Source organism: Nonlabens ulvanivorans, assembly GCF_032922765.1.
Lineage (GTDB): Bacteria > Bacteroidota > Bacteroidia > Flavobacteriales > Flavobacteriaceae > Nonlabens > Nonlabens ulvanivorans.
Window position 1 is genome coordinate 2,034,391 of sequence record NZ_CP136694.1, and the last position, 26,242, is coordinate 2,060,632.

20 protein-coding genes, 1 tRNA gene and 1 pseudogene are annotated in these 26,242 nt (G+C 35.5%); 4 read left to right on the forward strand and 18 right to left on the reverse strand.

Annotation, left to right across the window (positions count from 1 at the left end; genetic code table 11):
* Window position 1: 1 nt before the first annotated feature.
* The 6 genes from R1T42_RS09200 to R1T42_RS09225 form a co-directional block, all read right to left on the reverse strand.
* Window positions 2-367, reverse strand: a complete 366-nt coding sequence (locus R1T42_RS09200) for a response regulator transcription factor (RefSeq protein WP_317290128.1) — start codon at window positions 365-367, stop codon at window positions 2-4.
* 4 nt (window positions 368-371) lie between these two features.
* Window positions 372-3,050: an ATP-binding protein gene (locus R1T42_RS09205; protein ID WP_317290129.1), complete on the reverse strand. Its 2,679-nt coding sequence runs from the start codon at window positions 3,048-3,050 to the stop codon at window positions 372-374.
* Between the two features lie 310 nt (window positions 3,051-3,360).
* Complete coding sequence (locus R1T42_RS09210) at window positions 3,361-5,151, reverse strand: sodium:solute symporter family protein (RefSeq protein ID WP_317290130.1); 1,791 nt, start codon at window positions 5,149-5,151, stop codon at window positions 3,361-3,363.
* Window positions 5,152-5,291: 140 nt separating this feature from the next.
* Entirely contained in the window at window positions 5,292-5,555 is a 264-nt protein-coding gene (locus R1T42_RS09215) for a DUF4212 domain-containing protein (RefSeq protein ID WP_036579994.1), read from the reverse strand.
* Window positions 5,556-5,573: 18 nt separating this feature from the next.
* Entirely contained in the window at window positions 5,574-6,818 is a 1,245-nt protein-coding gene (locus R1T42_RS09220) for a hypothetical protein (RefSeq protein ID WP_317290131.1), read from the reverse strand.
* Window positions 6,819-6,937: 119 nt separating this feature from the next.
* Complete coding sequence (locus R1T42_RS09225; protein ID WP_036579986.1) at window positions 6,938-7,351, reverse strand: IS1/IS1595 family N-terminal zinc-binding domain-containing protein; 414 nt, start codon at window positions 7,349-7,351, stop codon at window positions 6,938-6,940.
* A 132-nt stretch (window positions 7,352-7,483) separates the two neighbouring features.
* Here R1T42_RS09225 and R1T42_RS09230 point away from each other — a divergent pair, with 132 nt between their 5' ends.
* A complete protein-coding gene (locus tag R1T42_RS09230) occupies window positions 7,484-8,305 on the forward strand; it encodes a hypothetical protein (RefSeq protein ID WP_317290132.1) in 822 nt (273 codons plus the stop codon).
* Between the two features lie 223 nt (window positions 8,306-8,528).
* Entirely contained in the window at window positions 8,529-9,392 is an 864-nt protein-coding gene (locus R1T42_RS09235; RefSeq protein ID WP_317290133.1) for an OmpA/MotB family protein, read from the forward strand.
* Window positions 9,393-9,467: 75 nt separating this feature from the next.
* On the opposite strand, the gene R1T42_RS09240 is transcribed toward R1T42_RS09235, so the two are convergent.
* From R1T42_RS09240 to R1T42_RS09250, 3 genes and pseudogenes are all read right to left on the reverse strand, one after another.
* Window positions 9,468-12,317, reverse strand: coding sequence for a M16 family metallopeptidase (locus R1T42_RS09240; RefSeq protein ID WP_317290134.1), 2,850 nt, complete (start codon window positions 12,315-12,317; stop codon window positions 9,468-9,470).
* A 120-nt stretch (window positions 12,318-12,437) separates the two neighbouring features.
* Window positions 12,438-12,725: pseudogene (locus tag R1T42_RS09245) on the reverse strand (hypothetical protein); the annotation flags it as partial.
* A gap of 31 nt (window positions 12,726-12,756) precedes the next feature.
* A tRNA-Met gene (locus R1T42_RS09250) sits at window positions 12,757-12,829 on the reverse strand.
* A 210-nt stretch (window positions 12,830-13,039) separates the two neighbouring features.
* On the opposite strand from R1T42_RS09250, the gene R1T42_RS09255 reads away from it, so the two are divergent.
* A complete protein-coding gene (locus R1T42_RS09255) occupies window positions 13,040-13,504 on the forward strand; it encodes a ferritin-like domain-containing protein (RefSeq protein ID WP_042248442.1) in 465 nt (154 codons plus the stop codon).
* Between the two features lie 45 nt (window positions 13,505-13,549).
* Here the strand turns inward: R1T42_RS09255 and R1T42_RS09260 are convergent, their stop codons facing one another.
* The 5 genes from R1T42_RS09260 to R1T42_RS09280 all read right to left on the reverse strand — a co-directional run bounded on the left by R1T42_RS09260 (window position 13,550) and on the right by R1T42_RS09280 (window position 21,470).
* A complete protein-coding gene (locus R1T42_RS09260; protein WP_317290136.1) occupies window positions 13,550-13,729 on the reverse strand; it encodes a CPXCG motif-containing cysteine-rich protein in 180 nt (59 codons plus the stop codon).
* Window positions 13,726-15,090, reverse strand: coding sequence for a TolC family protein (locus R1T42_RS09265; RefSeq protein WP_317290137.1), 1,365 nt, complete (start codon window positions 15,088-15,090; stop codon window positions 13,726-13,728). The genes R1T42_RS09260 and R1T42_RS09265 overlap by 4 nt, the downstream gene beginning before the upstream one ends.
* Window positions 15,080-18,298, reverse strand: a complete 3,219-nt coding sequence (locus R1T42_RS09270; protein ID WP_317290138.1) for an efflux RND transporter permease subunit — start codon at window positions 18,296-18,298, stop codon at window positions 15,080-15,082. The genes R1T42_RS09265 and R1T42_RS09270 overlap by 11 nt, the downstream gene beginning before the upstream one ends.
* A 5-nt stretch (window positions 18,299-18,303) precedes the next feature.
* Window positions 18,304-19,464 carry an efflux RND transporter periplasmic adaptor subunit gene (locus R1T42_RS09275; protein ID WP_317290139.1) on the reverse strand — a complete coding sequence of 387 codons (1,161 nt, stop codon included), beginning with the start codon at window positions 19,462-19,464 and terminating at the stop codon, window positions 18,304-18,306.
* Window positions 19,465-19,544: 80 nt separating this feature from the next.
* Window positions 19,545-21,470, reverse strand: coding sequence for an ABC-F family ATP-binding cassette domain-containing protein (locus R1T42_RS09280; RefSeq protein ID WP_317290140.1), 1,926 nt, complete (start codon window positions 21,468-21,470; stop codon window positions 19,545-19,547).
* 58 nt (window positions 21,471-21,528) lie between these two features.
* Here R1T42_RS09280 and R1T42_RS09285 point away from each other — a divergent pair, with 58 nt between their 5' ends.
* Complete coding sequence (locus R1T42_RS09285; protein ID WP_036579942.1) at window positions 21,529-21,915, forward strand: DUF983 domain-containing protein; 387 nt, start codon at window positions 21,529-21,531, stop codon at window positions 21,913-21,915.
* Window positions 21,916-21,919: 4 nt separating this feature from the next.
* Here R1T42_RS09285 and R1T42_RS09290 read toward each other — a convergent pair whose 3' ends face one another.
* The 4 genes from R1T42_RS09290 to porL all read right to left on the reverse strand — a co-directional run bounded on the left by R1T42_RS09290 (window position 21,920) and on the right by porL (window position 26,202).
* Entirely contained in the window at window positions 21,920-22,969 is a 1,050-nt protein-coding gene (locus R1T42_RS09290) for an NAD(P)/FAD-dependent oxidoreductase (protein WP_317290141.1), read from the reverse strand.
* 89 nt (window positions 22,970-23,058) lie between these two features.
* The gene (porN, locus tag R1T42_RS09295) at window positions 23,059-23,934 is read right to left on the reverse strand and encodes a type IX secretion system ring subunit PorN/GldN (RefSeq protein WP_006795966.1); all 876 of its coding nucleotides are present in this window, start codon (window positions 23,932-23,934) and stop codon (window positions 23,059-23,061) included.
* 18 nt (window positions 23,935-23,952) lie between these two features.
* Window positions 23,953-25,491 (reverse strand): type IX secretion system motor protein PorM/GldM, encoded by a 1,539-nt coding sequence (gene porM / locus R1T42_RS09300; RefSeq protein WP_317290142.1) that lies wholly within the window; start codon window positions 25,489-25,491, stop codon window positions 23,953-23,955.
* Between the two features lie 51 nt (window positions 25,492-25,542).
* Window positions 25,543-26,202, reverse strand: a complete 660-nt coding sequence (porL, locus tag R1T42_RS09305; protein ID WP_317290143.1) for a type IX secretion system motor protein PorL/GldL — start codon at window positions 26,200-26,202, stop codon at window positions 25,543-25,545.
* Window positions 26,203-26,242: the final 40 nt, after the last annotated feature.

Sequence of the window (26,242 nt, forward strand, 5' to 3'; positions counted from 1 at the left end):
ACTATGCACGTATTAAATGATCAACTGCTGTAATTAATTTTTTAACAGAAAAAGGCTTCGTGAAATACTCGTCAGCACCTAGCTTAAGACCTTTTTCTATATCTGCAGCTTTACTTTTTGCAGATAAGAATATGACTTTCGCTTTCGCGAAAGCGGGATTATTTTTTATCATCTCAATGGTCTCATAACCATCTACCTGTGGCATCATGACGTCTAGAATAACTAAATCAGGAATCTCTCTTTCCATAATAACCAGCGCCTCACTTCCATCACGAGCGATGAAAACTGAATATCCTTGCTTCTTAAATGCATATTCTAGAGACATCACGATATTAGGTTCATCATCAACAATTAAAATCTTCTTCATATTCCTACTTTTTAAATTCTACTATAAATCGAGCACCATCAATAAAATCAGGATCGACCCTAATACTACCATGATGACTTTCTATAATGTGACGGCTTATTGCTAATCCCATACCACTTCCCATGGGCTTTTTTACATTTTGGTTATTGGACTGATAAAATTTATCAAAAATGAACTCCATATCCTCTTGAGGTATGCCTTTTCCATTATCTTCAAAAATCATTAATACAGTTGTATCTGTTAATTGAGTCTTCACTTTTATAACTCCATCTTTACTTGAAACAAATTTTATACTGTTAGAAAGGAGATTAGTGAATACTTGCAGAATACGATCCTCATCATAATAAAGATTTATGGATTCTATTTCATTAACATCAATCTTAACTTGTTTTTTAAGAGCTAATTGATAAACACCATCTACAGCTTTATGGAGAGTATCTTTTAATGAGTGTTGTTTTTTATCCATCACTTCTCGCCCATTAGATAGTTTTTCCAGATCTAAAATATTTGTAATTAATGCTGCCAGACGATCAGAATCATTAACGATGTTATCTAGAAATTTTTTCTTTAATTCGACAGGCATATCATCATCGTCAAATAAAATTTCACTTGCTGCTCTAATGGACGCTGTAGGCGTTTTTAACTCATGAGCTACAGTATCTAAAAACTCATCTTTCTGTCTATCTTTTTCAACAAGTGCTTGATTTGCATTTTTAAGCCTATCGCTTAAACGTTTTAAATCATGTGATTGCTGTTGCAATTGCTTATTAATAGTAATGGTTTCCTTGTTTTCTTCTAAAATTTTAAGTACTTCGGGTAGAGAAACTGGTTGCTCTTTAACAACACTACTAATCATTAATTTTGCACTTGCAGCTCCTATAGAACCGGTCAGTAATTTTTCTGAAAAATTAACGAGTCTAGCATCTGCCTTTTCTTCTTGTGGATCAATATTATATTTGCGATAAAATAAATTTAAGGCTCTCGTAGTACGTTTTTCTCCTAGAAATCTGATTAATGCTTTTCTGATCTCAGACACATAGGCTTCACCTCTCCAGACGAAAGCATTTTCTTGTAACTCTCCATAGCTCGATACATTAACAACCAGTTCTGCATAATTGCGCTCTCTATAATCACCTTTTTGTAATACAGAAAAAACCAAGTAGGACATCACATTAAACACCATAGACCAGAAAAATGCATGAGTTACTGGTGGCATAAAGTCAACACCAAATAGCTCATATGGTTTTAAAAGTGCAATACCTGCTGGACCGTTTGTTATAAGAGAGCTACCTTCTACAAATACCTCTGTTATAAACGGCAACACTAATGTGTAAAAAGTAACTAAAGAACCTACAATTATACCTGTCTTTGCCGCAATAGCACTTCCTCGATTCCAAAACAATCCTATAAAAAAGGCAGGTGCTAATTGCGCAATGATTACAAAAGCAATCAATCCTATACTAAACAATGATAATTCAATATTGAAATTTACATAAAAGAAATAGGCGCCTATGATTAGTATAAAAATAGAAGCTCTACGTACATTTTTTATACGCTGTGCATTACGTTTAGGATTACTGTCATTAAGTGCTTTTATAAAGCCATAAGGAATGATTAAATTATTACTAATCATCGTACTTAATGCTAATGCACTAACGACAACCATTGAGATGACCGAAGAAAGACCACCTAAAAAAACCATAAGTCCTAAGAACTTATGACCATGTGCTAACGGTAAATAAAGCGTGTAATAATCTGGATTTAATTCACCGGATAATAATAGTTTTCCTGCCCATGCTATAAAAATCACAAAGACATTAAACAATAATAAATAAAGCGGAAAAACCCAACTGGCTTTTTTTAAATGACTGACAGATGTATTTTCTACAACACTTACTTGAAATTGACGTGGTAATAAGAAAATTGCAAAAAAGGATAGTGCAATCATAAAGTACCAATTAATACTAGCTTCTATGTTTGAAAATGTCGCTAACTTTTCAAATCCATCTAATGCTGATATTTGGTTATATATATCTGTGGTCCCATCAAACAAGTAGAATGTGACATAAACACCTATAATTAAAAAGAACACTAATTTTAAAACACTTTCTACAGCTACCGTAAAAATTAAACCACTGCGTCTGCGAGAAGCATCTGTTGTCTGTGTACCAAAAAGAGCCACAAAAACCGCTAATAATACAGCGATATAAAAAGTACTATCTGTAAATACGGAAACACTTTTTGAGCTGCCTGAAAGAATATCAAATGTTTCAGAAACAGCTTTTAGTTGCAAGGCTATATATGGAAATACAGCAATCACGCAAATAATAGTTACTAGCGCACCGATGGACCTTTTATTACCATATCGCAATGAAATAAAGTCTGCAATACTTGCTACTTGATATTGTTTAGAAATAACCACAATTCTTTTCAAAACGAGAATCCATAAAGGCAGAGCTATAATAGGTCCTAAATAAGTAGTCAAGAAACTAATACCACTAGTGGCTGCGATACCTACACTACCATAATAAGTCCATGCACTGCAGTATACAGCAAGTGACAAGGCATAAACCCATGGATTATGAACCCATTTAGATTTTGACCTGCGATCTGCCCAGATACCTATCGCAAATAGAAGTGATAAATACCCAACAATAACTAATATAATCACATAACTAGCCATACTTTTTAAGAACTGTAAATGTTATTATCACACTCAATAACCACACAAAAAAAATGTAAGCATACAACAAAGGAATCCCTAGTATATCAGTATCATTATTAAAAATGAAAATGACAGGCAGGTTTAAGAAAATAACCAATCCTATCGATAGAATTACAAGTTTTTGTTCATGGCGTTTTTTCATAGTATCGTTTACAAGTAAACTCTTAAGGTAATATTTTTTAGGTTAAAATGAGATGGACTTTTTCTATTACTAACTCTAAATAATATCAGGCAATACCTTAGGGATGGCACTGCCTGATATTTTAAATTAATGTCCAGTTGCTTCTCCTGCTCCACTAGGTATACGTATGTTTTCAACAATATCTTGCACATCTTGTGGTGGTGGTGATGTAAAATGACAGACCACCAGACTCACTATAAAATTGATTAACATCGCTACACTACCGAAACCTTCTGGAGATATACCAAACCACCACTCGTCTTTACCGGGTAGTACTTCATCAAACCAACCCAACTTGTATTTCATCATATAGATTAACATCGTTAAGATACCTATTACCATTCCTGCAATTGCTCCTTCTTTATTCATACGCTTGTAAAAAATTCCGAGTATTATTGCTGGGAAAAAGGATGCTGCCGCAAGACCAAAGGCCAATGCAACTACTGCTGCCACAAACCCAGGCGGATTAATACCAAAGTAACCTGCAACACATACGGCTCCTACTGCACTTAAACGCGCGGCGATCAATTCTCCTTTTTCTGATATGTTAGGATTCACTACCTTCTTAATTAAATCATGCGATACAGACGATGAAATCACCAGTAATAATCCAGCAGCAGTAGACAGCGCCGCTGCTAGTGCACCAGCAGCAACCAACGCGATAACCCATCCTGGAAGATTTGCAATTTCGGGATTTGCCAATACCATAATGTCTCTGTCCACATACAATTCATTTGCCGAGGTCACACTGGCATTAGTAGTCGCACGATTACCTAATGCTGTACGCACTTTTTCATTAAACATAGGCTTGGATTTATTACCTTCAAATGCATTACCTGGACTATATTGAACGATCCCATCACCATTTTTATCGGCCCATGCGATTAGCCCTAGATCTTCATAATTTTTTAACCAATCTGGTTGATCTGCATATGACTTACCTACAACACTATCAATCATATTTGTTTTTGCAAATACTGATACGGCTGGTGCCATTGTATATAAAATAGCGATTAGTAGTAATGCCCATCCAGCACTTTTACGAGCATCTTTAACTCTTTTAACGGTAAAGAAACGTACAATAACATGCGGCAATCCGGCCGTTCCTACCATTAATGCTAATGTAATAGCAAACACATCCATCATCGATTTAGAACCATCGGTATAAGCAGCAAATCCTAGTTCAGTACTCAATCCGTCTAGTTTATCTAGTAAATAAGTTCCAGACCCATCAGCTAGGGTACTTCCCATACCTAATTGTGGTATAGGATTTCCGGTCATTTGAATTGATATGAAAATTGCAGGGACCGTAAAAGCAAATATTAAGACGCAATATTGCGCTACTTGCGTATAAGTGATTCCTTTCATACCGCCTAAAACAGCATAAAATAAAACGATTATCATCCCTATGATTACACCTGTATTGATCTCTACTTCTAAAAATCGCGAGAAAACCAGCCCTACACCACGCATTTGTCCTGCGACATAAGTAAATGAAACTAGCAACGCACAAAACACAGCTACAAGCCTTGCTGTTTTGGAGTAATATCGATCACCTATAAAATCTGGCACTGTAAATTTTCCAAATTTTCTAAGATAAGGCGCTAGCAATAACGCCAGCAAAACGTAACCACCTGTCCATCCCATGAGATAAACTGACCCATCATATCCAGCAAAAGCAATAATACCTGCCATAGATATAAACGATGCTGCACTCATCCAGTCTGCTGCAGTAGCCATACCATTTGCAAGTGGTGATACTCCACCACCGGCAACATAAAATTCTTTAGTAGAACCTGCGCGACTCCATATCGCGATCCCTATATAAAGGGTAAAAGTTAGTCCTACAAGTATATAAGTCCACATTTGAACATCCATAATATTAATATTTTGAGTTGTTAGTTGTTGTGTAAGATCTAGATGATTTTATTATTACGCTTTCGCGAAAGCGTAATGTTCCCAACCCAGCACCTACTACAACAGTATATTTTTTAGATTTACTTTAATTCTACTTTTGACTATTCTTCATCATAACCATATTTTTTATCAAGCTTATTCATGATGCGCACGTAAACAAAGATGAGAATGACAAAAACATATATAGAACCTTGTTGTGCAAACCAGAAACCTAGCTTAAAACCGCCTAAACGTATGGTGTCTAATGCATCTTTAAATAGGATACCTGCTCCATAAGAAACGATAAACCAAATGAGTAATAGAATGGATAGATATTTTATGTTTTCTTTCCAGTATGCAATTGCGTTTGCTTTTTTATCTGACATAATTGATTGATTTTAAGATTATAGATATATCATTGCTTGTAGGGTAAGTGTGCCTACAGCATCCAGATTTCCATATTTTTGATTAGAGTACTCGAGTGAAATTTTAGAATTATGACCGCTTAGATAAAGATTACCGCCTATACCATATCGGGTGGCATTATCATCAATGGCATCTATACTGCGAGATGACAATGACAGGTATGGTTGTATTTTAAGATTTGTGTTTTCACTAGGTAATACATATCCCACATGACCATATAACATGGAGCCTGTTTCATAAGTTTGTCCTAAAGTAAAATTAGTACCGTAGTCATTATTCTGATAAGTAGCATATGCTGTTATCGCAGCACCTTTATCACCTACTGGCGCATCATAAAATGCGTCCACCGCAAAAATCGCAACGTCTTCACCTTGAAAATCATTATTATCATCTAGACTTACACTACCATTAGGGTGATAGAAAAAACCAGCTCCAATATTGAAAACTTCCTTACCACCTAAGTAAGAACCGACTTTATAAGGCAAAAAGTTACTTTCTTGATCTAAGAAATGATAGTCAAAATAACTAGCATAATTCTTACCAGCATCTTTACTTCCTAGTATCTCACGACCATTATAAGTAGCGTCATCAACTGCTGGGATTCCATTAACATCAAGACCGTTTGTTAAAGCCTCATTAATCGCAACTCGATATTGCAACCTATCAAACTTACCTTTAAAATAAACTCCCATATGTCGAGCAAACTGATCGCTTAAGCCTATGGTAGCCCAGCTCTGACGATTATTATCTAGCGTCAGCATGTTGAGTGTACTTTGATTATTTAATCTTGAAATACCATTCCAATAATGTAAACCACCACCTACCGCGTGATCGTTACTAAGTGACCATTGTCCCCATACGTCATGAAAAAACAATTGAGAACTATCACTTTTCCCAACTGGATTGAGATTATTTGCGTTCTGACTATTAAGACCAAAATGCGTCAATATTAAAAACTTGTCAGATACCTGTGCATACATTAATACACGAGCACGGCGCATTGAAAAGTTTAAATCACTTTCCTGGTTGCCAAAACTATTTAAAGACTCATTATCGGAATGTTGAGCCCAGAATTGCGCCCAAGAAATAATGCGGAAATATTTAGATCCATCCTCATTAAGCTTCACCTTCATTCCGCCTGTATACTCACTCGAACCTTGTGCAAATCCAACAGCTACTGCAAGAAGAAAAAATGAGAGAAAAAAAGCGTATCTATTTTTCATAAGATATTGTTTTTAAGATTAGTATAAACCATTAGAATTCAATTCTAATCGCACTGCTAACCTCATCAAAATCTTATGTTAATAAAAATTTAATATAGCTATCTGTTAAGCACTATAGTTTAATCTCTAAATCGTTCCCATTGTATAAGCATGAACTTATCACCTAGCTCAGTAACGACAGCGCCTGCACCTTTAATATTGAGTGGATTAGAGAAATACTCACCTAACTCTACAGCATTTAAAATCTTATAAGTAGGATGATATTTTGTATTGCTAGGTCTTTTAATATTATACTTTTTTACCCAATTCAATATACTTACGTGAGATATCCCAAGAATACGTTCTATCTCTCTATATGTCAATCCCTCAAGGTAAAGTTGCAAGGCCTTATTAACGTAGTAATCATCTATCTTTTTACCTATTTTATCTACTGTAAAGAAATAGTTACAATCCTTACATTTATAGCGTTGACGGTTATTAATAATTCCGCTTTTGATATGATTTTCAGACGAACAACTCGGGCAAACTCTCATAACCTATATTAATTTAGCATAAATATATCAATTTAGCATTAATTTATCTATTCTACTATGATTGTTTTTTATAGTAGCCTTTATAGTTCTCATTTTATTAGTGTTACTTTTGCGTTTTGCACAACAATAAGTATGAAATACTACATATTTACCTTTCTAGTAATTACTATTTTTAATCAGTCCTTTTCACAAGTAGAACCGGTTAATACATCAGGTCGCAAAGGAGATTTTTACATTTATTGGGGTTGGAACTTATCTGCCTATAGTAAATCAGATATTACATTTACAGGCGACAATTATGACTTTACTCTTGAAGATGTAGTGGCATATGATCGTCAATCAGATTTTGATCCTAAAAAATATCTAAATCCTGGTAGCATAACCATACCTCAATACAATTTTAGAATAGGATATTTTATAAACGACAAGTATAATATCTCTATAGGAGCAGATCATATGAAATATGTTATGCTAAGAGATCAAACCGTGCGTATTAATGGTCGCATAGACGATACCTCTACCCTATATAACGGCGTTTATGATAATGAGGAAATATCGCTAGATCGCTCGTTTTTACAGTTTGAACATACTGATGGGCTTAACTATGTTAATATAGGATTGCGTCGCATGGACCATTTGTGGGATTATAAATTCTTCAGCCTTCAAGCGGTCACTGGTCTTGAAGGAGGAATCATTATTCCTAAAACAAATACTAAATTATTGGGCCGCCAGCGTTATGACGAGTTTCACGTATCAGGATATGGCTTAAGTGCTGTGCTAGGTATTAATTTTGAGTTTTTTGAGCACTTCTTTGTTCAAACAGAATTAAAATGTGGTTATATCAACATGAATGATATCCGAACTACTGCTGACACTTCAGACTCTGCGAGTCAGAGTTTTCTATTCCGTCAAGTGAATATGGTGTTTGGAGCTCGTTTTAAATTGTGGGATTAGGGTTTCCTCACATCTTTCAGACCTTTATTAATACGCTTTCGCGAAAGCGAGATTAACACAATTCTCTTTTAATCAAAACCGTTAATTCTTTAAGATTTCTTATCTCAAAAACACAAAATACTCTTAAATAGGCTATTTATTTTACCATAATAAATCCAATTTATTGATTTGCTCGTATCACCAACAATGAGTCAAAAAATCAAATAAATCAAAAATGTATATTATGAGAAAATCAAATTTATTCATAGCGGTAACAGCCGCTGCAGTACTAGCAAGTTGTGTATCCAAAAAGAAATATGTCGAGCTAGAAACCAACTACAACGATACTAGATCTGAACTTCAAAAAACTAGAGTTGAAAAGGAAGATCTTAAAAATAAAATGGAGCAAATAGAGATGCGAGTGGAACGCTACAACTCTAAAATCGCTTCATTAAAATCAGATCAAGATGGCATGATGGTATCTACTGACGGAGGATCACTAGTACTATCAGAAAATAACAAAAAGGCAATGCGTAAAACATTGCAAGATGTCCCTGCCGCAAAACTTGCTGGAGCAATTACCTTAAAAGATTCACTTAATATAGCCATAGCTCATAATATTGCAAAGAAAATGGGCTCAACAGCTAGTGACAAAGACCTTAACGTATCTATTGAAGAAACTGTCGTAATGATCAATATAGATGATGATTTATTGTTTAAAGACAGTAGCTATAGAATAAGTAATGATGCTGATGAAATTCTAGCTAAAATAGCTGAAGTTGTAGCCTCAGAACCATCATTAGAAATTCTAGTAGAAGGACATACCGATAGCCGTACCGTTAAACAAGGTAGTCATATAAAGGACAACTGGGATTTAAGTACAGAACGTAGTGCTGCTATTGTGAGAAGATTAGAAGAAAAATTTGGAGTATCGCCAGAGCAATTAATTGTTGCCGGAAGAGCTAGTTATGACCCTATAGTTCCAAACGACAGTAAAGATAATATGGCTAGAAACCGTAGAACACAAATCGTTATCATGCCTAACTTGGATAAGTTTTTTGCTATGTTAAATAGTGACGAGCAATTACTTAGTGAGAATGATAAATAAAACTTCAATCATTTAATTTAAAAAAGGGCTCTCTATTTCTAGAGAGCCCTTTTTTATAAATTATATTATCACAATTTACTTTTTAAGTTCATTAGTTTCTGGATTAAGTAAAATCGGAGCTCCATAGCCTAGGTCTTTCATGCGATTCATTTGACTTGCTGCATCACCTACTATTAGATAAATCATTTGATCTGGATTTAGGTATTCACTACTGAGTCTTTTCACATCTTCAATAGTCATATTTTCTACTTCTTGCTCACGCTTCTTGAGATAATCTTTATCAAAACCATAAGTACTCATGTTATCTAACATACCCAATTTTGCAGATGCAGTCTCTAATCTGCGAGCGTTACTCTTTATCATGAAGCTTTTAGTCACCTCTAAATCTTCTGCAGTAAAGCCTGTACCATATTCCTCTATAATTTCTTTTACCAAGGCCGCAGACTCATAAGTCACATTAGTGCGCACACTACTAGAAACACTAAAAGAACCTGCAAGATCAGTTCCTCCAAATCTAGAACCTATCCCATAAGTATATCCTTTACCTTCTCGTAATTGTTGTGTTAATTGTGAAGCAAAACTACCACCACCTAAACGATAATTCATTACCTGCGCAGCATAGAAATCTTTATCTGTCGCTTTTAAAGCTGGATATCCAAAGTTAATGACCGACTGTTTTGCACCTGGTACATCATAAAAATAAACGGCTGCTTTCTCAGGTCTGTTTACTTCGGGTAATTCTGGGAAGACTACATCTTTAGTAGCCCAAGATTCATTTAAAGATTTTAAGCTTGACGCCGCTTTAGATTCATCAATAGCACCCACAAATTTAAAAGTAGCCAAATTTGAAGCTACATAATTATTATAATAATCTTTTAAATCTTGAATAGTAATCGATTGTACACTTTGTTCTGTACCAGCACCATTTCTAGATAAAATATTATTCTCGCCATACAGTAATTTAGAAAATTCGTTTGACGCGATAGCATTAGGGTTTGCTTTACGTTGCTCAATCTGACTGAGAACATCTTGTTTTAATAATTCAAATTCAGTCTCGTCAAATCGTGGTTCTAAAATCATTTCTTGAACTAGCGCCATTGTTTTATCATAGTTGCGCGCAAGCGTTGTACCTGCAACAGTGATAGACTGGTCACCAGCATAGAAATATATACTAGCACCTAATGATTCAATAGCATTTTCTAATTCTTCTGGTGTTTTAGTAGCTGTACCACGCATCATTAAATCTGCTAGTAAATTTGAAACACCAACTTTATCAATATCCTCTAATAGCATTCCTCCTTTAATATCCATACTAAATTCGACTAAAGGAACCTCATTACTAGTGATTCCATAGTATTTCATACCAGATGACAATTCATCTTGCCACACATCAGGAGTTTTTAAACTAGGAGCTTCTCCATAAGATGGTTCTACAGATCTATCAAAAGTTGATGGCGTTTTCTCATATGTGGCTTTAATACTTGCGTCAAAACTTTCTTCAGCGCCAGGAATAATCTGCTCTTCAACGACCTCAGCAAGTGTAGAACCAGTAAGGATTAAGTCTTTTTGATCACGAGGCACAAAGCTAGTAGCGATATAAGGTTTACCCTTTATATATTTCTCATAAACACGCATAACATCCTCACGTGTCACATTCAAAATATTCTTTACATCTTGCGACACAAAACCAGCATCACCAGCAAACATTTCATATTGAGCTAACTGGAAACCCTTTCCTAACGCACTACTTAAACCTCTATAAAAACTGGTTTCTTGACCTGCTTTAATACGATCTAAATCAGCTTGTGAGATTCCATCTTTTTCAAAAAGAGCAAGACCTTTGTCTAATGATGCAGCGACACTATCTAACGCTGTCCCATTAAATGCATTTATGGAAATTGTTGTCTCACCAGCTAGTTCAGACCCATAATTATACATGGTTACATTACTAGTTAATTGTTCTTGATCCACCAGCACTTTATTGAGTGGCGCTTTTTTACCAGATGATAAATACTGAGTTAGTATATCTAAAGCATAAGCATCCTCATCATACTCTGCAACTGTAGGCCAAGTGTATGTTAATTGAGGAACGCGAGCAAAGTTGTCTTCATAATACAACTTTTTTGTAGCGTCAATAGTTACTGGTCGTTTTGCTAATGGAGATACTTCTTCACCTGCAGGGATTTCATCAAAATATTTATGTACCCATGCTTTAGTTTGTTCCATATCAAAATCACCTGCAATCGTTAATACGGTATTGTTAGGCGTGTACCAGCGACGGTAAAATTCTTTGACATCATCTAATGTTGCATTTTGTAAATCTTCTAGCGAGCCTATAACCTGCCAGTTATATGGATGATCTTTAGGATATAAATTCTTACCAACTACATAGCGCACATGACCATACGGTCTATTGTCTACGCTTTGTCTTTTTTCATTTTTAACCACTTGCTTTTCCTTAGCAAGAACTGGATCAGTAACTGTGTTAACAAACCATCCTAGTTTATCAGCCTCTGCCCATATCATTTTTTCAAGGGCGTCTTTAGGAACTGTTTGGTAATAATTAGTACGATCGCGACTCGTAGATCCATTTGCTCCAGAGCCTCCTATACGGGCACTCATAGCATCTAGTCCACCTTTACCTAGGTTTTCAGATTCTAAGAATAATAAATGTTCAAAAAGGTGTGCAAATCCTGTACGACCTTCTTTTTCTCTAGCGCTACCTACGTGAACAGTAAGAGCAACCGCTGCAACAGGATCTGAGTGATCTTGATGTAGAATAACGGTAAGGCCGTTATCAAGCGTCATCTTTTCAAACGCAACATCTAGTGTTACCTCATCATTATCTTGGGTAACTACCTTGTCATTCTTACAAGATAATAAAAAAGCGACCATACATAAAGCCGCAAAAAATCTGATATTCATGGTTCTTGATTTAAGGCCATGAAGTTAATCAAATCTCTTATTATCTATAGTTAAGATATTATAATGTGGTCATCTTTATAATTACGCTTTCGCGAAAGCGAAATATAAAAACATAGCTATTTATGAATTATCAGAGGCAGAAACCTCTTCTTTTTTAAAAAACAAATAATAGGCATTAATAGCAATGATGGCAAGGTTTGTAATTAACACTGGTATACTATCTAGCATGAAACCATAGATCACAAAAAGTAAGCAGCCTAAAGAGTTGAACCAACGTAGTTTCTTCAAATCCTTTCGAGTAAAAGAAAATAACAAAACGGCGCTAGCGGCATAGCCTATGAATTCTGTAAGAGTAATGTCCATGAAAATAATTTTAAAGAGACAAAGGTAGTTTGAAAGAAACAAAAAAGCCGATTCATTTGAATCGGCTTTTGCTTAGTAGCGGGAACTGGACTCGAACCAGTGACCTTCGGGTTATGAGCCCGACGAGCTACCTACTGCTCTATCCCGCGATGTAACGTTTCGTTGTTCTTGGCTCTCAACCTTCGAGTAATAAGCTCGACAAACTATCCGTTTTTATGGATGGCAAATATACATCTAATTTAGAGTTCTCACAAGTAGAAACCTTAAGATATTTACAAATCATGTTAAGCTCTTCTTAATTGAGGTGATATTAAGAACTTAAGCAGCTCTTATATAGTATCTTAAATAAAAAAATCAATATGAAAACTACAGTCCAAACAGAGAAATATTTAAACGATTTACTTGAAAAAACCTATGATGCCCAACGCGGATACGCAAATGCAGCGGAAATTACGGAGCATGTACAGCTTAAAAGATGGTTTGCAGAGCAAGGAGCAAGAAGAACACATTATGCTGCGTCTTTAACTAAAGAGTTAAAAGCGATGAACCAAGATCCCGAACTCGATGGAAGTTTTAAAGGTGATATGCATCGTGGATGGATGAATTTAAAAGCTGCACTAAGTTTAAATAAGGACGAATCAATTTTAGAAGAATGTATCACTGGTGAAAAAAAAGCGATAGAAGAATATACGACGGTATTAGAACATAAATCTGAGTTACCACCTACCGTAGTATCTATACTAGAGGCACAGAAAGATGAGATACAATCTACTGTAAACACAATTAAACGATTAGAAGATATTGCAGATGATCACAATCTGTAATCAAAAAGAATAGTCAATAAAAAAAGCGGTTTTACACCGCTTTTTTTATTGACCTATTTCTCTAGCTTCAAAAGAAGTTAATTCTCCGTCATCAAATCCTACCTGTAACTCAATAGGATTACAACACACTTCACAGTCCTCTACATAAGTTTGAGAGTATGCAGAATCTAAAAGCATAGATATTTCTTGCAAGCAATGTGGACACATGAAAAAATGTTCTATCATAAAGGCATATTCAAAATTTGCCCTACTAGTTGTAATAATTGATACTCTGCAAGCTTTGCATCATACTTTGCTAGGTTCTTAATTGTTACCGCGTTCAATAGGTTAAGTTGCGCTTGTCTAAATTCTACACTACTGACTTGACCTATTTTGAATTGTTCTTGACTGCGGTTAAAATTATCTTCATTAGTAAGTACATTTTGCTCTTGCATTTGATATATGGCAAGCGCATTCTCATAATTCCCTTTTGCATTTGCAATATCACGCGCTACTTCTTGTTCTAATTGACTTTTAAATAAAGCCTCATTCTTATAAGCAATCTTTGCATTACGCAAATTATTTAAAGAGGAACCACCGTCAAAAATATCCCAAGTCAAATTTGCTCCTACAGCTATACTCGCACTAGTTCTGGTAGTAGAAGGAAAAAATGCTGTCGGTGGGTTTTCTGATTGATTCCACCCATAAGAACCCGTCAGACCTATACGTGGCAGCAAAAGCGCCTTAGTTGTTTTAATATCATAATCACTTATCTGTAATGTACTTTCTGCCTGTAGCAGACTGACATTATTCTCTTGAACTTTTTCTAAAAAGCTATCCATCATTAAGACATTTTGAAAAGTCACCGTCGTATCGACCACATATTGACTATCCAGATCGCGGTTTAATAATAGGTTTAAATCACGTTTAGTATTGCGTAATTGTTGTCTAGAATTTAAAAGGTTGATACTATCTGCGTTAATATCTACTCGTGCGTTAAGAACCTCTAATTTATTAACCTGACCATAATCAAATTGATATTGCGCACGTTTTTCACGCTGTTTTGAGATTTTCAGATTCTCTTGAAAAATCTTTTCATTCTCGGTTAACCTTGCAATCTCTAAATAAACACTCATCAATTGAACAGTAGTAGTCTCTATAGTAGACCTAGCTTGTAATTGGCTTAATTGATATTGTTCTTTAAGCCGTTTATAATTATACAACCTACCCAATCCATCAAATAAGGTATAATTCAAAGATAATCCTGCATTATACTGTGTAGTTTGCGCATTATTGATTTCTATATCATCTCGTGGTAGGCCGTTAGCGTCTAGCGCGCCATTAAAGTCTGTTTTAGAATCATTCTCATCAATAGAGGCACCTGCGGTTCCTTGAAGACTAGGTAAATAACCTGAGTTCAAGATACTGGTATTATTTTCAGCTATGATTTCTGAATTTCTTGCTATCTGGATTCCATAATTATTTTCTAACATGAGCTCAACAGCTTGCTCTCGTGTTAATAATGATGCATCGGACTGTTGTGCATACGCTTTCGCGAAAGCGAGATACATCAAAGCAATAAGACCAAATAATATTTTATGCTTCATCATAATGCTTTTGTTCTTCTTGTTCTTTTGCAACACTTGTTAAATCTCTTTTTACAGCTTTTTTACCAGTACGCAACCAATAAATTGCGGCTTTTCCATTATTCCCAAAACTGAGGAATAATGGCAGCATAAGTAAAGTTAGTACAGTAGCCATACCGATTCCATAAGAGATGGATATCGCCATAGGTTTTAAAAACTGTGCTTGCCTACTTTTTTCTAATAGTAAAGGTGCTAAACCTGCAATTGTAGTAATAGAAGTTAAAAATATAGCTCTGAAACGGCTTTTACCTGCTTCAAAAAGAGCTTCATCAAACCCTAATCCGTCAGCAAGGAGAGAATTAAACTTACCTATAAGTACGAGACCATCATTAACCATAATACCTATTAAAGCGATAATACCTAGAAGAGACAAGATATTTACTGGAAAACCATGTATCCAGTGTCCCCAACCTACTGCCACAAAGCTAAATGGAATTAATAATATAAGCATCACTGGCTGTATCCAACTGCGGAATGTAAAGGCAATCACAAAATAAATAAGTAATAAAATTATCGGACCTGCAACGGCAGCACTTTGCGAGAATTTATCTGCCTCGCGCGCCTGTCCACTTAAATAATTAGGTGAAATAGTAGGATACTTTTTTTGTAATTCTGGAATAATCTCAGACCTAATATTAGCTAGTATATCTGTCGCACTACCAGATGGATCTTTAAGATCTGCACTGATAAGGACTTCTCTTCTACCTTCTAGGTGATTAATGACCACATCACCTCTCTCGATGGTATAACTAGCGATATCTCTAAGCGGCACTCTATCACCAGATGGCGTTAAAACTCTAAATTCATCAAGGTCTTTAATACTATTACGATTATCACGATCATAACGTACCCAAACTCTTATCTCATCCTGACCACGTTGAAAACGCTGTGCCTCTGTACCAAAAAACGCAGACCTAACCTGCGCCATTACCGTTCTAGTTGTAAGACCTAGTGAGTAAGCAGTTTCTTTAAGTTCTAAATTTATTTCTTTGATTCCTGCAGGATCATTATCCTCGATATCCTTAAGTAACGGATTATTACTTAAAATCTGCTTGAACTCTGCAGTAGCTGCTTTAAGTTCATTAATGTCATTACTGAGTAAAGAAACAGCAACTGGACTACCACCAAAGTTACCACCAGACCCAAAAGTTAAAGTTTCTGCTCCTGGAATCTCACCAACTAATTCCCTTAAACGATTTGCGACAATTTCAGAATTCACTTCTTCTGGTCTACTTTCACCTGGTAATAAGTTAATAGAAAGACTAGCGGCAGATGAGGACGTTTGTGACTTTATAATGTTTTCAAATAACATGATAGAATCGCCGTACTCTTCACCTTTTAAGTATTCTTCTGTCAATTGTTCATTTACTATTAATGCCTTTTTTTCAATAGAATTGATAATAGAATCTGTTATAAACTCTGAAGTTCCATTAGGCATGGATAGATTGATACTTACTTGATCACTAGAAATTCTAGGGAAAAATGCTGTTTTAATAATACCACCACTCATAGACCCAAAAGTCAATATTAGTGCTGCGATGAACAGTGCAAAAGTGAAAAATTTATTTGCGAGTGAAAAGCGTAGCACTGGAGCATACAATTTATCACGCATCCAGTTCATAGCTTTATCACCATAATCATTAACAATACGCATTTTTTGAAACACTCTAGCAATACCTTTTTTAGGTTGATTGTTCTTAGGCTGTAAGGCTTTAGAATGTGCTAAATGGGCTGGTAAAATAATAAGCGCTTCTACTAGTGATACTAACAATGTCAATATTACGATTACTGAAACCTCACCAAATATGTCTCCTATCCTTCCTTCTAGAAACAGGAATGTAGAGAACGCAAGTAATGTCGTTATAATAGCACTTAAAATAGGCGGAATTACCTCCATCGTACCGTCAATAGCCGCTTGCACCGGCGACTTACCGTCTTCATAGTGTTGATAAATATTTTCTGCTATTACGATACCATCATCAACCAGTATCCCGATAACGATGATCATCCCAAATAGAGATAATACATTAATAGTAACGTCAAATTGACCAGCAAAAATGAACATTCCTAAAAAAGCTATTGGCAACCCAAAAGCTACCCAAAATGCTAATCGAGTATTAAGAAAAATAGAAAGAAAGATTAATACTAGAAGCATTCCCACTACAGCATTCTCTGTTAATAAAGCTGTACGTTGATTTAAAGTAACCGATAAATCCCTAACGACATCTAATTGAACGTTTGTAAATCGCTGATTGTAATCTTCAATATATGCCTTAACCTTATCTGCAGCATCAATTAAATCTTCAGAATTTGTACTAGTCACGGTAATATTTACAGCTAGTTTATTATCATAATAGGTAGCATTAGGTGTTTCAGAAAAACGATCTCTAATAATTGCAACATCTTTTAAAAGCACGCTTGTTCCATCTGCCAGCGTTTTAACTGGAATGTAACTTAACTCATTACCATAATATGATCTACTATTTGCTCTTATCAAATATTCTTCTCGGTCCGTTTTTATATTTCCACCAGTCGTAAGAATGTTTGAACTAGCCACAGCATTTGATATTTCTTCAAAACTGATATCATAACCTAACAAGGTATTTTCATTAACGGCAATTTCTATCTCTTCATTAGGATAACCTGATATCGCAATTTGTGATATACCATCAATACCTCTAAGATCATTTTCAATATCTCTAGCGAGTTGCTTTAACGTGTAAAGAGGCACATTTTCACCACTCAACGCAAATGAAATAGTAGGCCTGGATTGCTCTTGCTTAGACACGACTAATGGCTCCATTCCTACTGGGAAAGAAGACACACGATCTACCGCGTTCTTAACCTCAAGAAGCATAAAATCGATATTATATCCTTTAAGAATCTCAACAGTTATAGAACCAGAATTTTCTCTAGACGCAGATGTCACACGATCAATACCTTCGATTCCTTTAAGGTTATCTTCTATTTTTAGAACAACACCTTCTTCAATCTCTTGTGGCGATGCACCTGGATAGGTCGCATTAATATTAATAATTTTTGAATCAGTAAGTGGAAAGAAAGATGATTTAAGAGACAGCATCCCAAAAATTCCGAAAATCACAAACCCAACAACAATCACATTTACCGCGACACTATGCTTTATAAAGTAAGCTATAACTTTTCTCATGTGTCTTATTTAATGGCTGATTGATCTGTTTCAGTCTGATTTGCTTTTTCTTGAGCAGCTTGCTCTTCTGTCTTCACAATCATCCCTTCATAAGCACCAGGAACAGATTGGGCAATAATTACAGTTCCATTTTCCAGGCCTTTAACGACTACTTTTTTATCAGAAAAGTGCACCGGCTGAATCGTTTTCAAAACTAATCTCCCATCTTCTACTGCAAACAATTGATTTTCATTTTGCAATAAACTTCTATTAATCTCAATCGCATTTTCGATTTTCTGAGCATCTAGGTTAGCCGTTAAATACATACCTTCTTTAAGATTATCATCTTTAACCTCAATAACAGTAGTAATGGTTTGAGAAGCCTGATCTACCTTACCGTTAATACGAGAGACTTTACCACTGTAGACTTTAGCATCAGAGATATTCTTAAGCTCTACAGACTCACCTACTTTTAAGAAACCTGCAAACTCAGAACTGATAGCTACTTGAAGTTCGTAAGTACCTGTTTGAATGAACTCACCTAATTGCTGACCACTTCTTATCAAAGTACCTTCAGTAACCATTGCTTCTGTGAGAACACCGTTAAAAGGAGCCCTAATTCTATACTTTCCTAATCTGCTTTCAAGATTCTTGATATTGTAGTAAGTAGTATAAATATTGCGGCCAGTAATGAAGTATTTTTCTTTATCATCAATAGGCTGCGGTAACGCTGGTGTAGTTGCATTCATATCCCATGAATCGAGATAAGACTGCCATTGCGCATATGATGATGGATAGTCTAACCTTAAGTCAGGCATTATAGCCGTAATCTGATTATTGAGATTACTACGTGAACTTTGTACCTGTGCATAGAATTCTGAATTTTCTATGATGATCATATTTTGACCAGCACGATACTCTTGACCTGTTTTAAACAAAATACCAGTAGGCTTAAAAACACCTGTAACCTCTGCAAACAGTTCAACGCGACGTTTTGCCTGTAAATTTCCATTTGCTGGTATTACTATCGATACGGTAGAATTTGTAATGGTATCGGTGGTAATAATTTTAACCTCTTTTTTCACTCGAGGCTTAGGTGCTGTTTTACTATCAACAATGACTTTTGATGCATAAATTGCTCCGCCAATGATCAGCAATGCAAGTATACCTAATATAATTTTGCGCATAGAATAGTTTTAGTTGGTACTTAGACTTGTAAAACTACTCAAGGTCTATTCTTAAGAGGTTAAAATTTACTTAAAGGTATTTAGAATTTATCGAGCTGTTCAGAGATGTCTTCCCATTTTGTCATCCATTCGTCTAATGCTTTCTTTTTTGCTTGGTAAGCATCAAAAAAACCTGGCTTTGCAGCCAGTTCATCATAGTTTGCTGCTAGCTCATGATCTAATTTCTTAATCTCTCGTTCTAGATTATTGATTTCTGACTCTGCTTTTGACAGGCGATTATTTAAAGACTTTTGTTTTTTCTGATCTTCGTATGAAAGCTGTTTCTTTTCTGTTTCTTGCTTTCGCGAAAGCGGATCAACCTTAACCTCAGTAACTTTTTCAATCTCACGCATGTCTTGAGCCTTGCGCTGCTGAAGATAATAGTCTATATCACCTAAATGCAGGTTTAATTTATGATCACGGAATTCATAAACAACGTCAGTAAGACCTTGTAAAAACTCTCTATCGTGCGACACGACGATAAGTGTCCCGTCAAATTTAACCAAAGCTGCTTTCAAAACATTCTTAGACTGAATATCTAGGTGGTTAGTAGGCTCATCCATAATAAGAACATTAAATGGCTGCAATAGCAATTTACAAAGCGCTAATCTATTGCGTTCACCACCACTTAATACTTTTACCTTTTTTTCTGCCTCATCACCGCGGAACAGAAATGAACCTAGCATATCTCTCACCTTCACACGATTCCCATCATCTGCAGCATCTATCATAATGTCTAGGACTGTCTTTTCTCCATCTAGATATTCAGCTTGATTCTGGGCAAAGTACCCTAACTGCACATTGTGCCCTAGATTAACTTCACCTCTAGCATCTTTTATCTCGCCTACTATGATTTTTGCTAGGGTAGATTTCCCCATTCCGTTCTGACCTACAAAAGCAACACGAGCACCTCTTTCTATCATTAAATCTACATCGCTCAGTACCTTTTTTTCACCATAAGACTTACTAACTTTATCAATCTCTAAAACCACTTTACCGGGCTGTATAGACTTAGCAAAGTTGATGTTCATCGCTGCATTATCAGTTTGTTCAATTTCCACCACATCCATGCGATTCAACTTTTTAACAAGTGATTGAGCCATGGTAGCCTTACTTGCTTTAGCTTTAAATTTTTGAATCAGCTTCTCAGTACGTTCAATCTCTTTTTGCTGATTCTTAAATGTAGCTTCTTGTTGCTCGCGCATTTCAGCACGTAGTGCAAGGAATTTTGTATATGGTTTTGGATAATCATATATACGCCCCAAACTAATTTCAATAGTACGGTTAGTCACATTATCAAGAAACATTTTATCGTGACTTACAATCACCACTGCACCAGGATATGTCTGCAAGAATTGCTCTAACCATAAAATAGAATCGATGTCCAGGTGATTTGTAGGCTCATCAAGTAATAAAATATCGTGATTTTCTAGTAATAGTTTTGCAAGCTCTATACGCATGCGCCATCCACCAGAAAGCTCATCTGTAAGCATTCCAAATTGCTCTGGTTTAAAAGCAAGTCCCTTTAGTATCTTTTCTGTTTCACCTTTGTACTGATATCCACCTATAATTTCATATTCATGAGTTAAAGTACTCATGTCCTCAATAAGCTTTGAGTAAGAATCAGATTCATAATCAGTTCTTTCTGCTAATTGGACGTTTATTTGATCCAGTTCTGCTTCTATTTCTCTCGCTTTCGCGAAAGCGGTATATGCTTCCTCTAGTACGGTACGGCCTTTTTCAAAATCAATATCCTGACGCAAGAAACCAATGCTCGTACCTTTTTCCATGGCAAGTTGACCTTGATCGTATTCTAGATCTCCAGCAATTACTTTTAATAAGGTAGATTTACCTGCTCCATTTTTACCAATAAGCCCTACACGATTTCCTCCATTGAGTCTAAAGGTTATCTCTTCAAATAATGGCTCGCCGCCAAAACTAACATGTAAATCGTGAATATTGAGCATAGTGGTTTTTGTATCTTTGCAAAGATGCGTAACTGCGCATAAACACTAAAGCTTTCTGATGCTAAAAGGAACAAAATTATACAGTATTTTCACAGGAACCTGTCCAGTATGTCAAAACGAATCGATGTACACGAGTTCAAATTTGTATAATCCAAGTAAAACGCAAGAGATGCACGAGAGATGCTCTCATTGCGATACAAAATATAAGATAGAACCTAGCTTTTTTTATGGTTCTATGTATGTGAGTTATGGTGTAGGTATTGCGATAGCCATGGCTGCATTTGTTATTTGTTACTTCTTACTGAACTTATCGAGGTGGAACATATTTCTAGTAATTACGTTCATCTCAATTGTTAGTCTACCTATTGTAATCCGAATTTCAAGAAATATATGGATTAATATTTTTATGGACTATGATAAAGAAAAAGCTAAAAAGAATTTGTAAAACATTACAAATTGACTTTCTCAAATCTTTTAATGTCTATCTCTTTGTGTAATGACAGATTGTTAAACATGCGACCGATTAATTGTAACGATGCCCACGGCGCTATAAGAACCGCTCTACTACCCATACCATTAAACACCCATACATTCTCATCAATCGAGTGATGACCTACAAAAGGACGCCTATCAATGGTTGTAGGTCTAATGCCGTGTTTATGTTCTATAATCTCGTAAGGTAATTTCATAAAACGCTCTAAACGCGTAGTTAAAAATTCTTTTCCTGCCAAGGTAGCTACGTCAACCAGATCATCGCGATCATAGGTAGCACCTACCCAAAACAAATCATCTTTATAAGGCATTAAGAAAACTGAAGATTTGAGAATATAGTCTAATTCTAAGCCCGGGATTTTTATCAAAAGCACTTCTCCTTTATTACCTTGAATAGGCAAGTGATTAAAATAGGGATTATCGAGTATGCGATAACCGTCTGCAAAAATAATATGGGCAGCACTCAAAGACTTATAACTTACAGAGTCATGGGCTGTCTCTAAACAACTATAATCAAAGGTTTCAAGACTAACAGAGTCTAAGGATTCAAAAAAAGATAACGTGAGCGACATGAACTTAATAGTATCCACCCAACCCGTTCCATTCACTAAACCATATCCGGAAGAAGCTTCTATTCCATTGATATCAATCTTTTGAACTGTTGAGTTCATGAACATCTTTAAGTCTTCTCTAGCTGACTTCTTAATCCATGTTAAAGATTCTTTTTCATCATGAAACCTACGAGCGACAGTAATCGGTGTACGAACATCTACATCTGTATTTTCTAACACATAATCAAACATGTTGTTCAAAACTTCAAGTTGAACACCAGCGTTCCAAACAGCCGTAAATCGTTTTAATACCATTGGGTTATACACACCAGCTGCAACAGAACTACTTCCCTTTTTACGGTCCGAAATTAACATTAAGCTTTTACCTTGTTGATGCAATTGCCATGCAAGAGAACAAGCTGCAATTCCACTTCCTACTATTATCACATCTTTCATAAATCAAAGGTACTACCTAAATAAATCTATTAAACAAAAAAAACGCCTTGCTAAGCAAGGCGTTTGTATTTTTCAATTACTTATAGAACTTAATAGTTCCACATATCGATTTCCTTATTTCTAACGATATCTTTAAGTCTTTCAGATTCTAATAATTGCATCATAGAATTATCTGCTATATAGGCTTCAATTTTACGATCACCGTGTACGTTATCCATTTTATAGATAACACCGCTGAATCTTCTCGAGTTTAAAATATGATCAAAAGATATAGGCTTAGCAGAATTCAGTGTATTAAAAGCTTTTGCATTATGCAATAACTCTCTTACATCTGGATAGTAAATCCAAAACAACTCAATTCCTTTAGGATCATCCATAAAATTAACATCTGGAGTCACTGGCGCTATTCCTAATATACGATATCTCATCTCACCTTGACGTGTATCTAAATACCAAAGACCTCTAACATTGTATGCAGATACATTATCTGCACCTATAGAAGTTTTAGTGATATACTCAGCATCTACACGACCTTCAGCATTGAATTGTTCAATACCATAGTCTGAAGTATCTACTCTTGAAAGTGAAGTTTCAATATCTGCAAATTCTCTTTTTTCATTGAAATAAGAGTCTGAATAAAGATCTATTTCCCCATTTCTTGCAGCTGCAGCAATTACGTGAAATAATGCACGACGCTCTTTACCTACATAATTAGTATCAATAGGATAATACAATGGAAAATTCACTCTTTCATCAAGATCTATCTTTTCCCAAGTAGTTCTAGACCAAAGTACGTCACGATCACCAATGAAACCATAAGGTAACGGTGTATCATTATCGTTTTCCGTTTGAGAGGCAGTTTTCTTACCTATCTCATTAGGATCCTTTGCATTAAGTATATTGTTTTGAGCAAAAGCTGACGAGGTCAACATTAATCCCAATACAAAAACAAATAACTTATTCATATCTCTTTTTTTCAATAATTAATCTAATAACTCTACCGCTACTGGAGTAACTGTTTTAAGCTTTACTCCTGGAACAGTCGCCTTAATACCAGCAAACTGTACGATATCTCCTTTACGTGCTTTTCTCAAGTTACCTTGGGCAGCACTATTTAATTTAGTACCAGAAACCTTTACAGAAGGCGCTCCAGGAACTTTAAATAAAAACTCTGTTACACGTGGTGTTAATTCAAAGTCAAAATCATCACCGAAAGTTGCTCCAACAGTAGAAACTGCAAGGTTAGATCTGTTCTTCTTAACATCAATGTATTCTCTACTAATGGTACCGATAGGTCTTGGAAGATCCTTGATACGGAAAGTCCCAGAATCTGACACTCTTTCTCCACTAGGTAATTCACCAGTAACGGTAATCTTAACCTCTTTACCAGATGTAGGCTTCATTATATAACCATTTCCACTTCTAGTTAAACCAGGTGCAGATGCATTAACTTTATTACTAGGTACACCAGCAAAAGTAACTGTCATTGGGTTATCAACACCACGATAAACAACGTTCATCTTATCTGCAGAAATAGTTGCAGAATTAGGCTTAGGGATCACAGCATACTCTGATTCAATATCAATCTTAATAATAGAATCATTTTCAACAAATTCCATATAACCAGTGATTTTCTTTTCACCTACACTACCAGAACCTAATTTTAATGGAATTTGACCATTTACGATATCTGCTTGAGGTATTTCCTGGCCATTGATTACAACTTTATTAGGAACAGTTGTATCATCATAACGACCTAAAACTACTGTACCTGTAACTGTTTCACCATTAAAGAAAGCTGTTTTATCCAGATTAACTATTGACTTATAGTTATTCATAGAGGCAATCTTAATAAGCTCACCTTGAACTAACTGACCCATTACATCAGACTCAATATTACGAATCTCATTTTGTAACAACGTTAATTTAGTTTTAGAAGCGATTAAAGGGTAACCCTTATAGTTGTACTCCATATATTCACGATCGATATTCTCACGATCCTTAACATCACCAGTGCTGAATTTTTTATTTAATTCAGCCTTAACATCATCATAACCTTCACCTAAGGCAGCAACCATATCAGCTTTGTAGCTAGCCATCTTAGCTTTGAATTCTTCACCTGCTGGACTTAACTTATCACCTTGAAAGAAAGCATTATCAAGAATATCTGTCTTATCTTGAACTTGGTAATCCTTCTCAGATCCAGGCTCTATAGTTGATGTAAGCATCTCTTTAATACCTTCTAAATAGGTATTATAGTCATTACTTAATTTAGATACCTGTTGAGCTCGGTCAGCAGCAACTTGATACTGTGCCGGCTTTTCTTTTGCCTTTTGATTTAAATCAATTAATGAATTTGAATTCACTGCAGCTAGTGCAGTATTACTTGAACTTAAATTTTCCTCTATGAGACCAAAAGCTTGAAGAACCTCTTTACTCATATTCAATGCAAGCATTGCAATAAATACAAGATACATTAGGTTAATCATCTTCTGCCTTGGGGACTGTTTTCCTCCTGCCATAATATTCTAATTAGCTGTTATTAATAGTTTTATATTTATAATTATTGCTAATTATCCTTTCATTGCACCTAACATGTTTCCATAAACGCCATTTAGGGAAGACAAGTTATTAGTAAGTCCAGCCATTTGCTCTTGAAGTTTTGTTGCATTTTCAGCAATTGCTTCGTTAGCTTGAGCCTGACGCGTAGAACTTTCTACTTGCACTTTATAAAGACTATTTAATGATTCCATTTGCGCTGCAGCAAGAGCCATTTCTTCAGAATACTTTTTAGTTGAAGACATTGCTTCAGCTGTTGGAGCGATACCTTTCGCAGCTCCTTCAAAAGAGCGGATGCTATTTCCTAAACTAGACATTAATTCACCATCAAGCTTAGCTTCTTTAAGCATATCATCTAATTTCTTAGAAAGCAATCCTTGAGCATCTTGAGGCTCTTCTTTCTTACCTTTCTTAGCGATAGTTTGACCACCAGATAATTCAGGATAAACAAGTGACCAATCTAAATCATCTTCAACTGGCTCAAATGCCGAGATAAAGAAAATTAACGCTTCTGTAATCAAACCAATTGCAAGTAATGTACCACCTGTCAATTTAGTAAACCCTAAATCAAGCTCCCAGTGAAGAATCTTAAATAGTGCTCCTATGATCACTACTGAAGCTCCGATTCCGTAAGCCATGTTAAATAATTTCTTTGTTGTTTTAGATTGTGCCATTTTAATAAGGTTTTAGTTAAATTAGTAGTTAAAATTTATT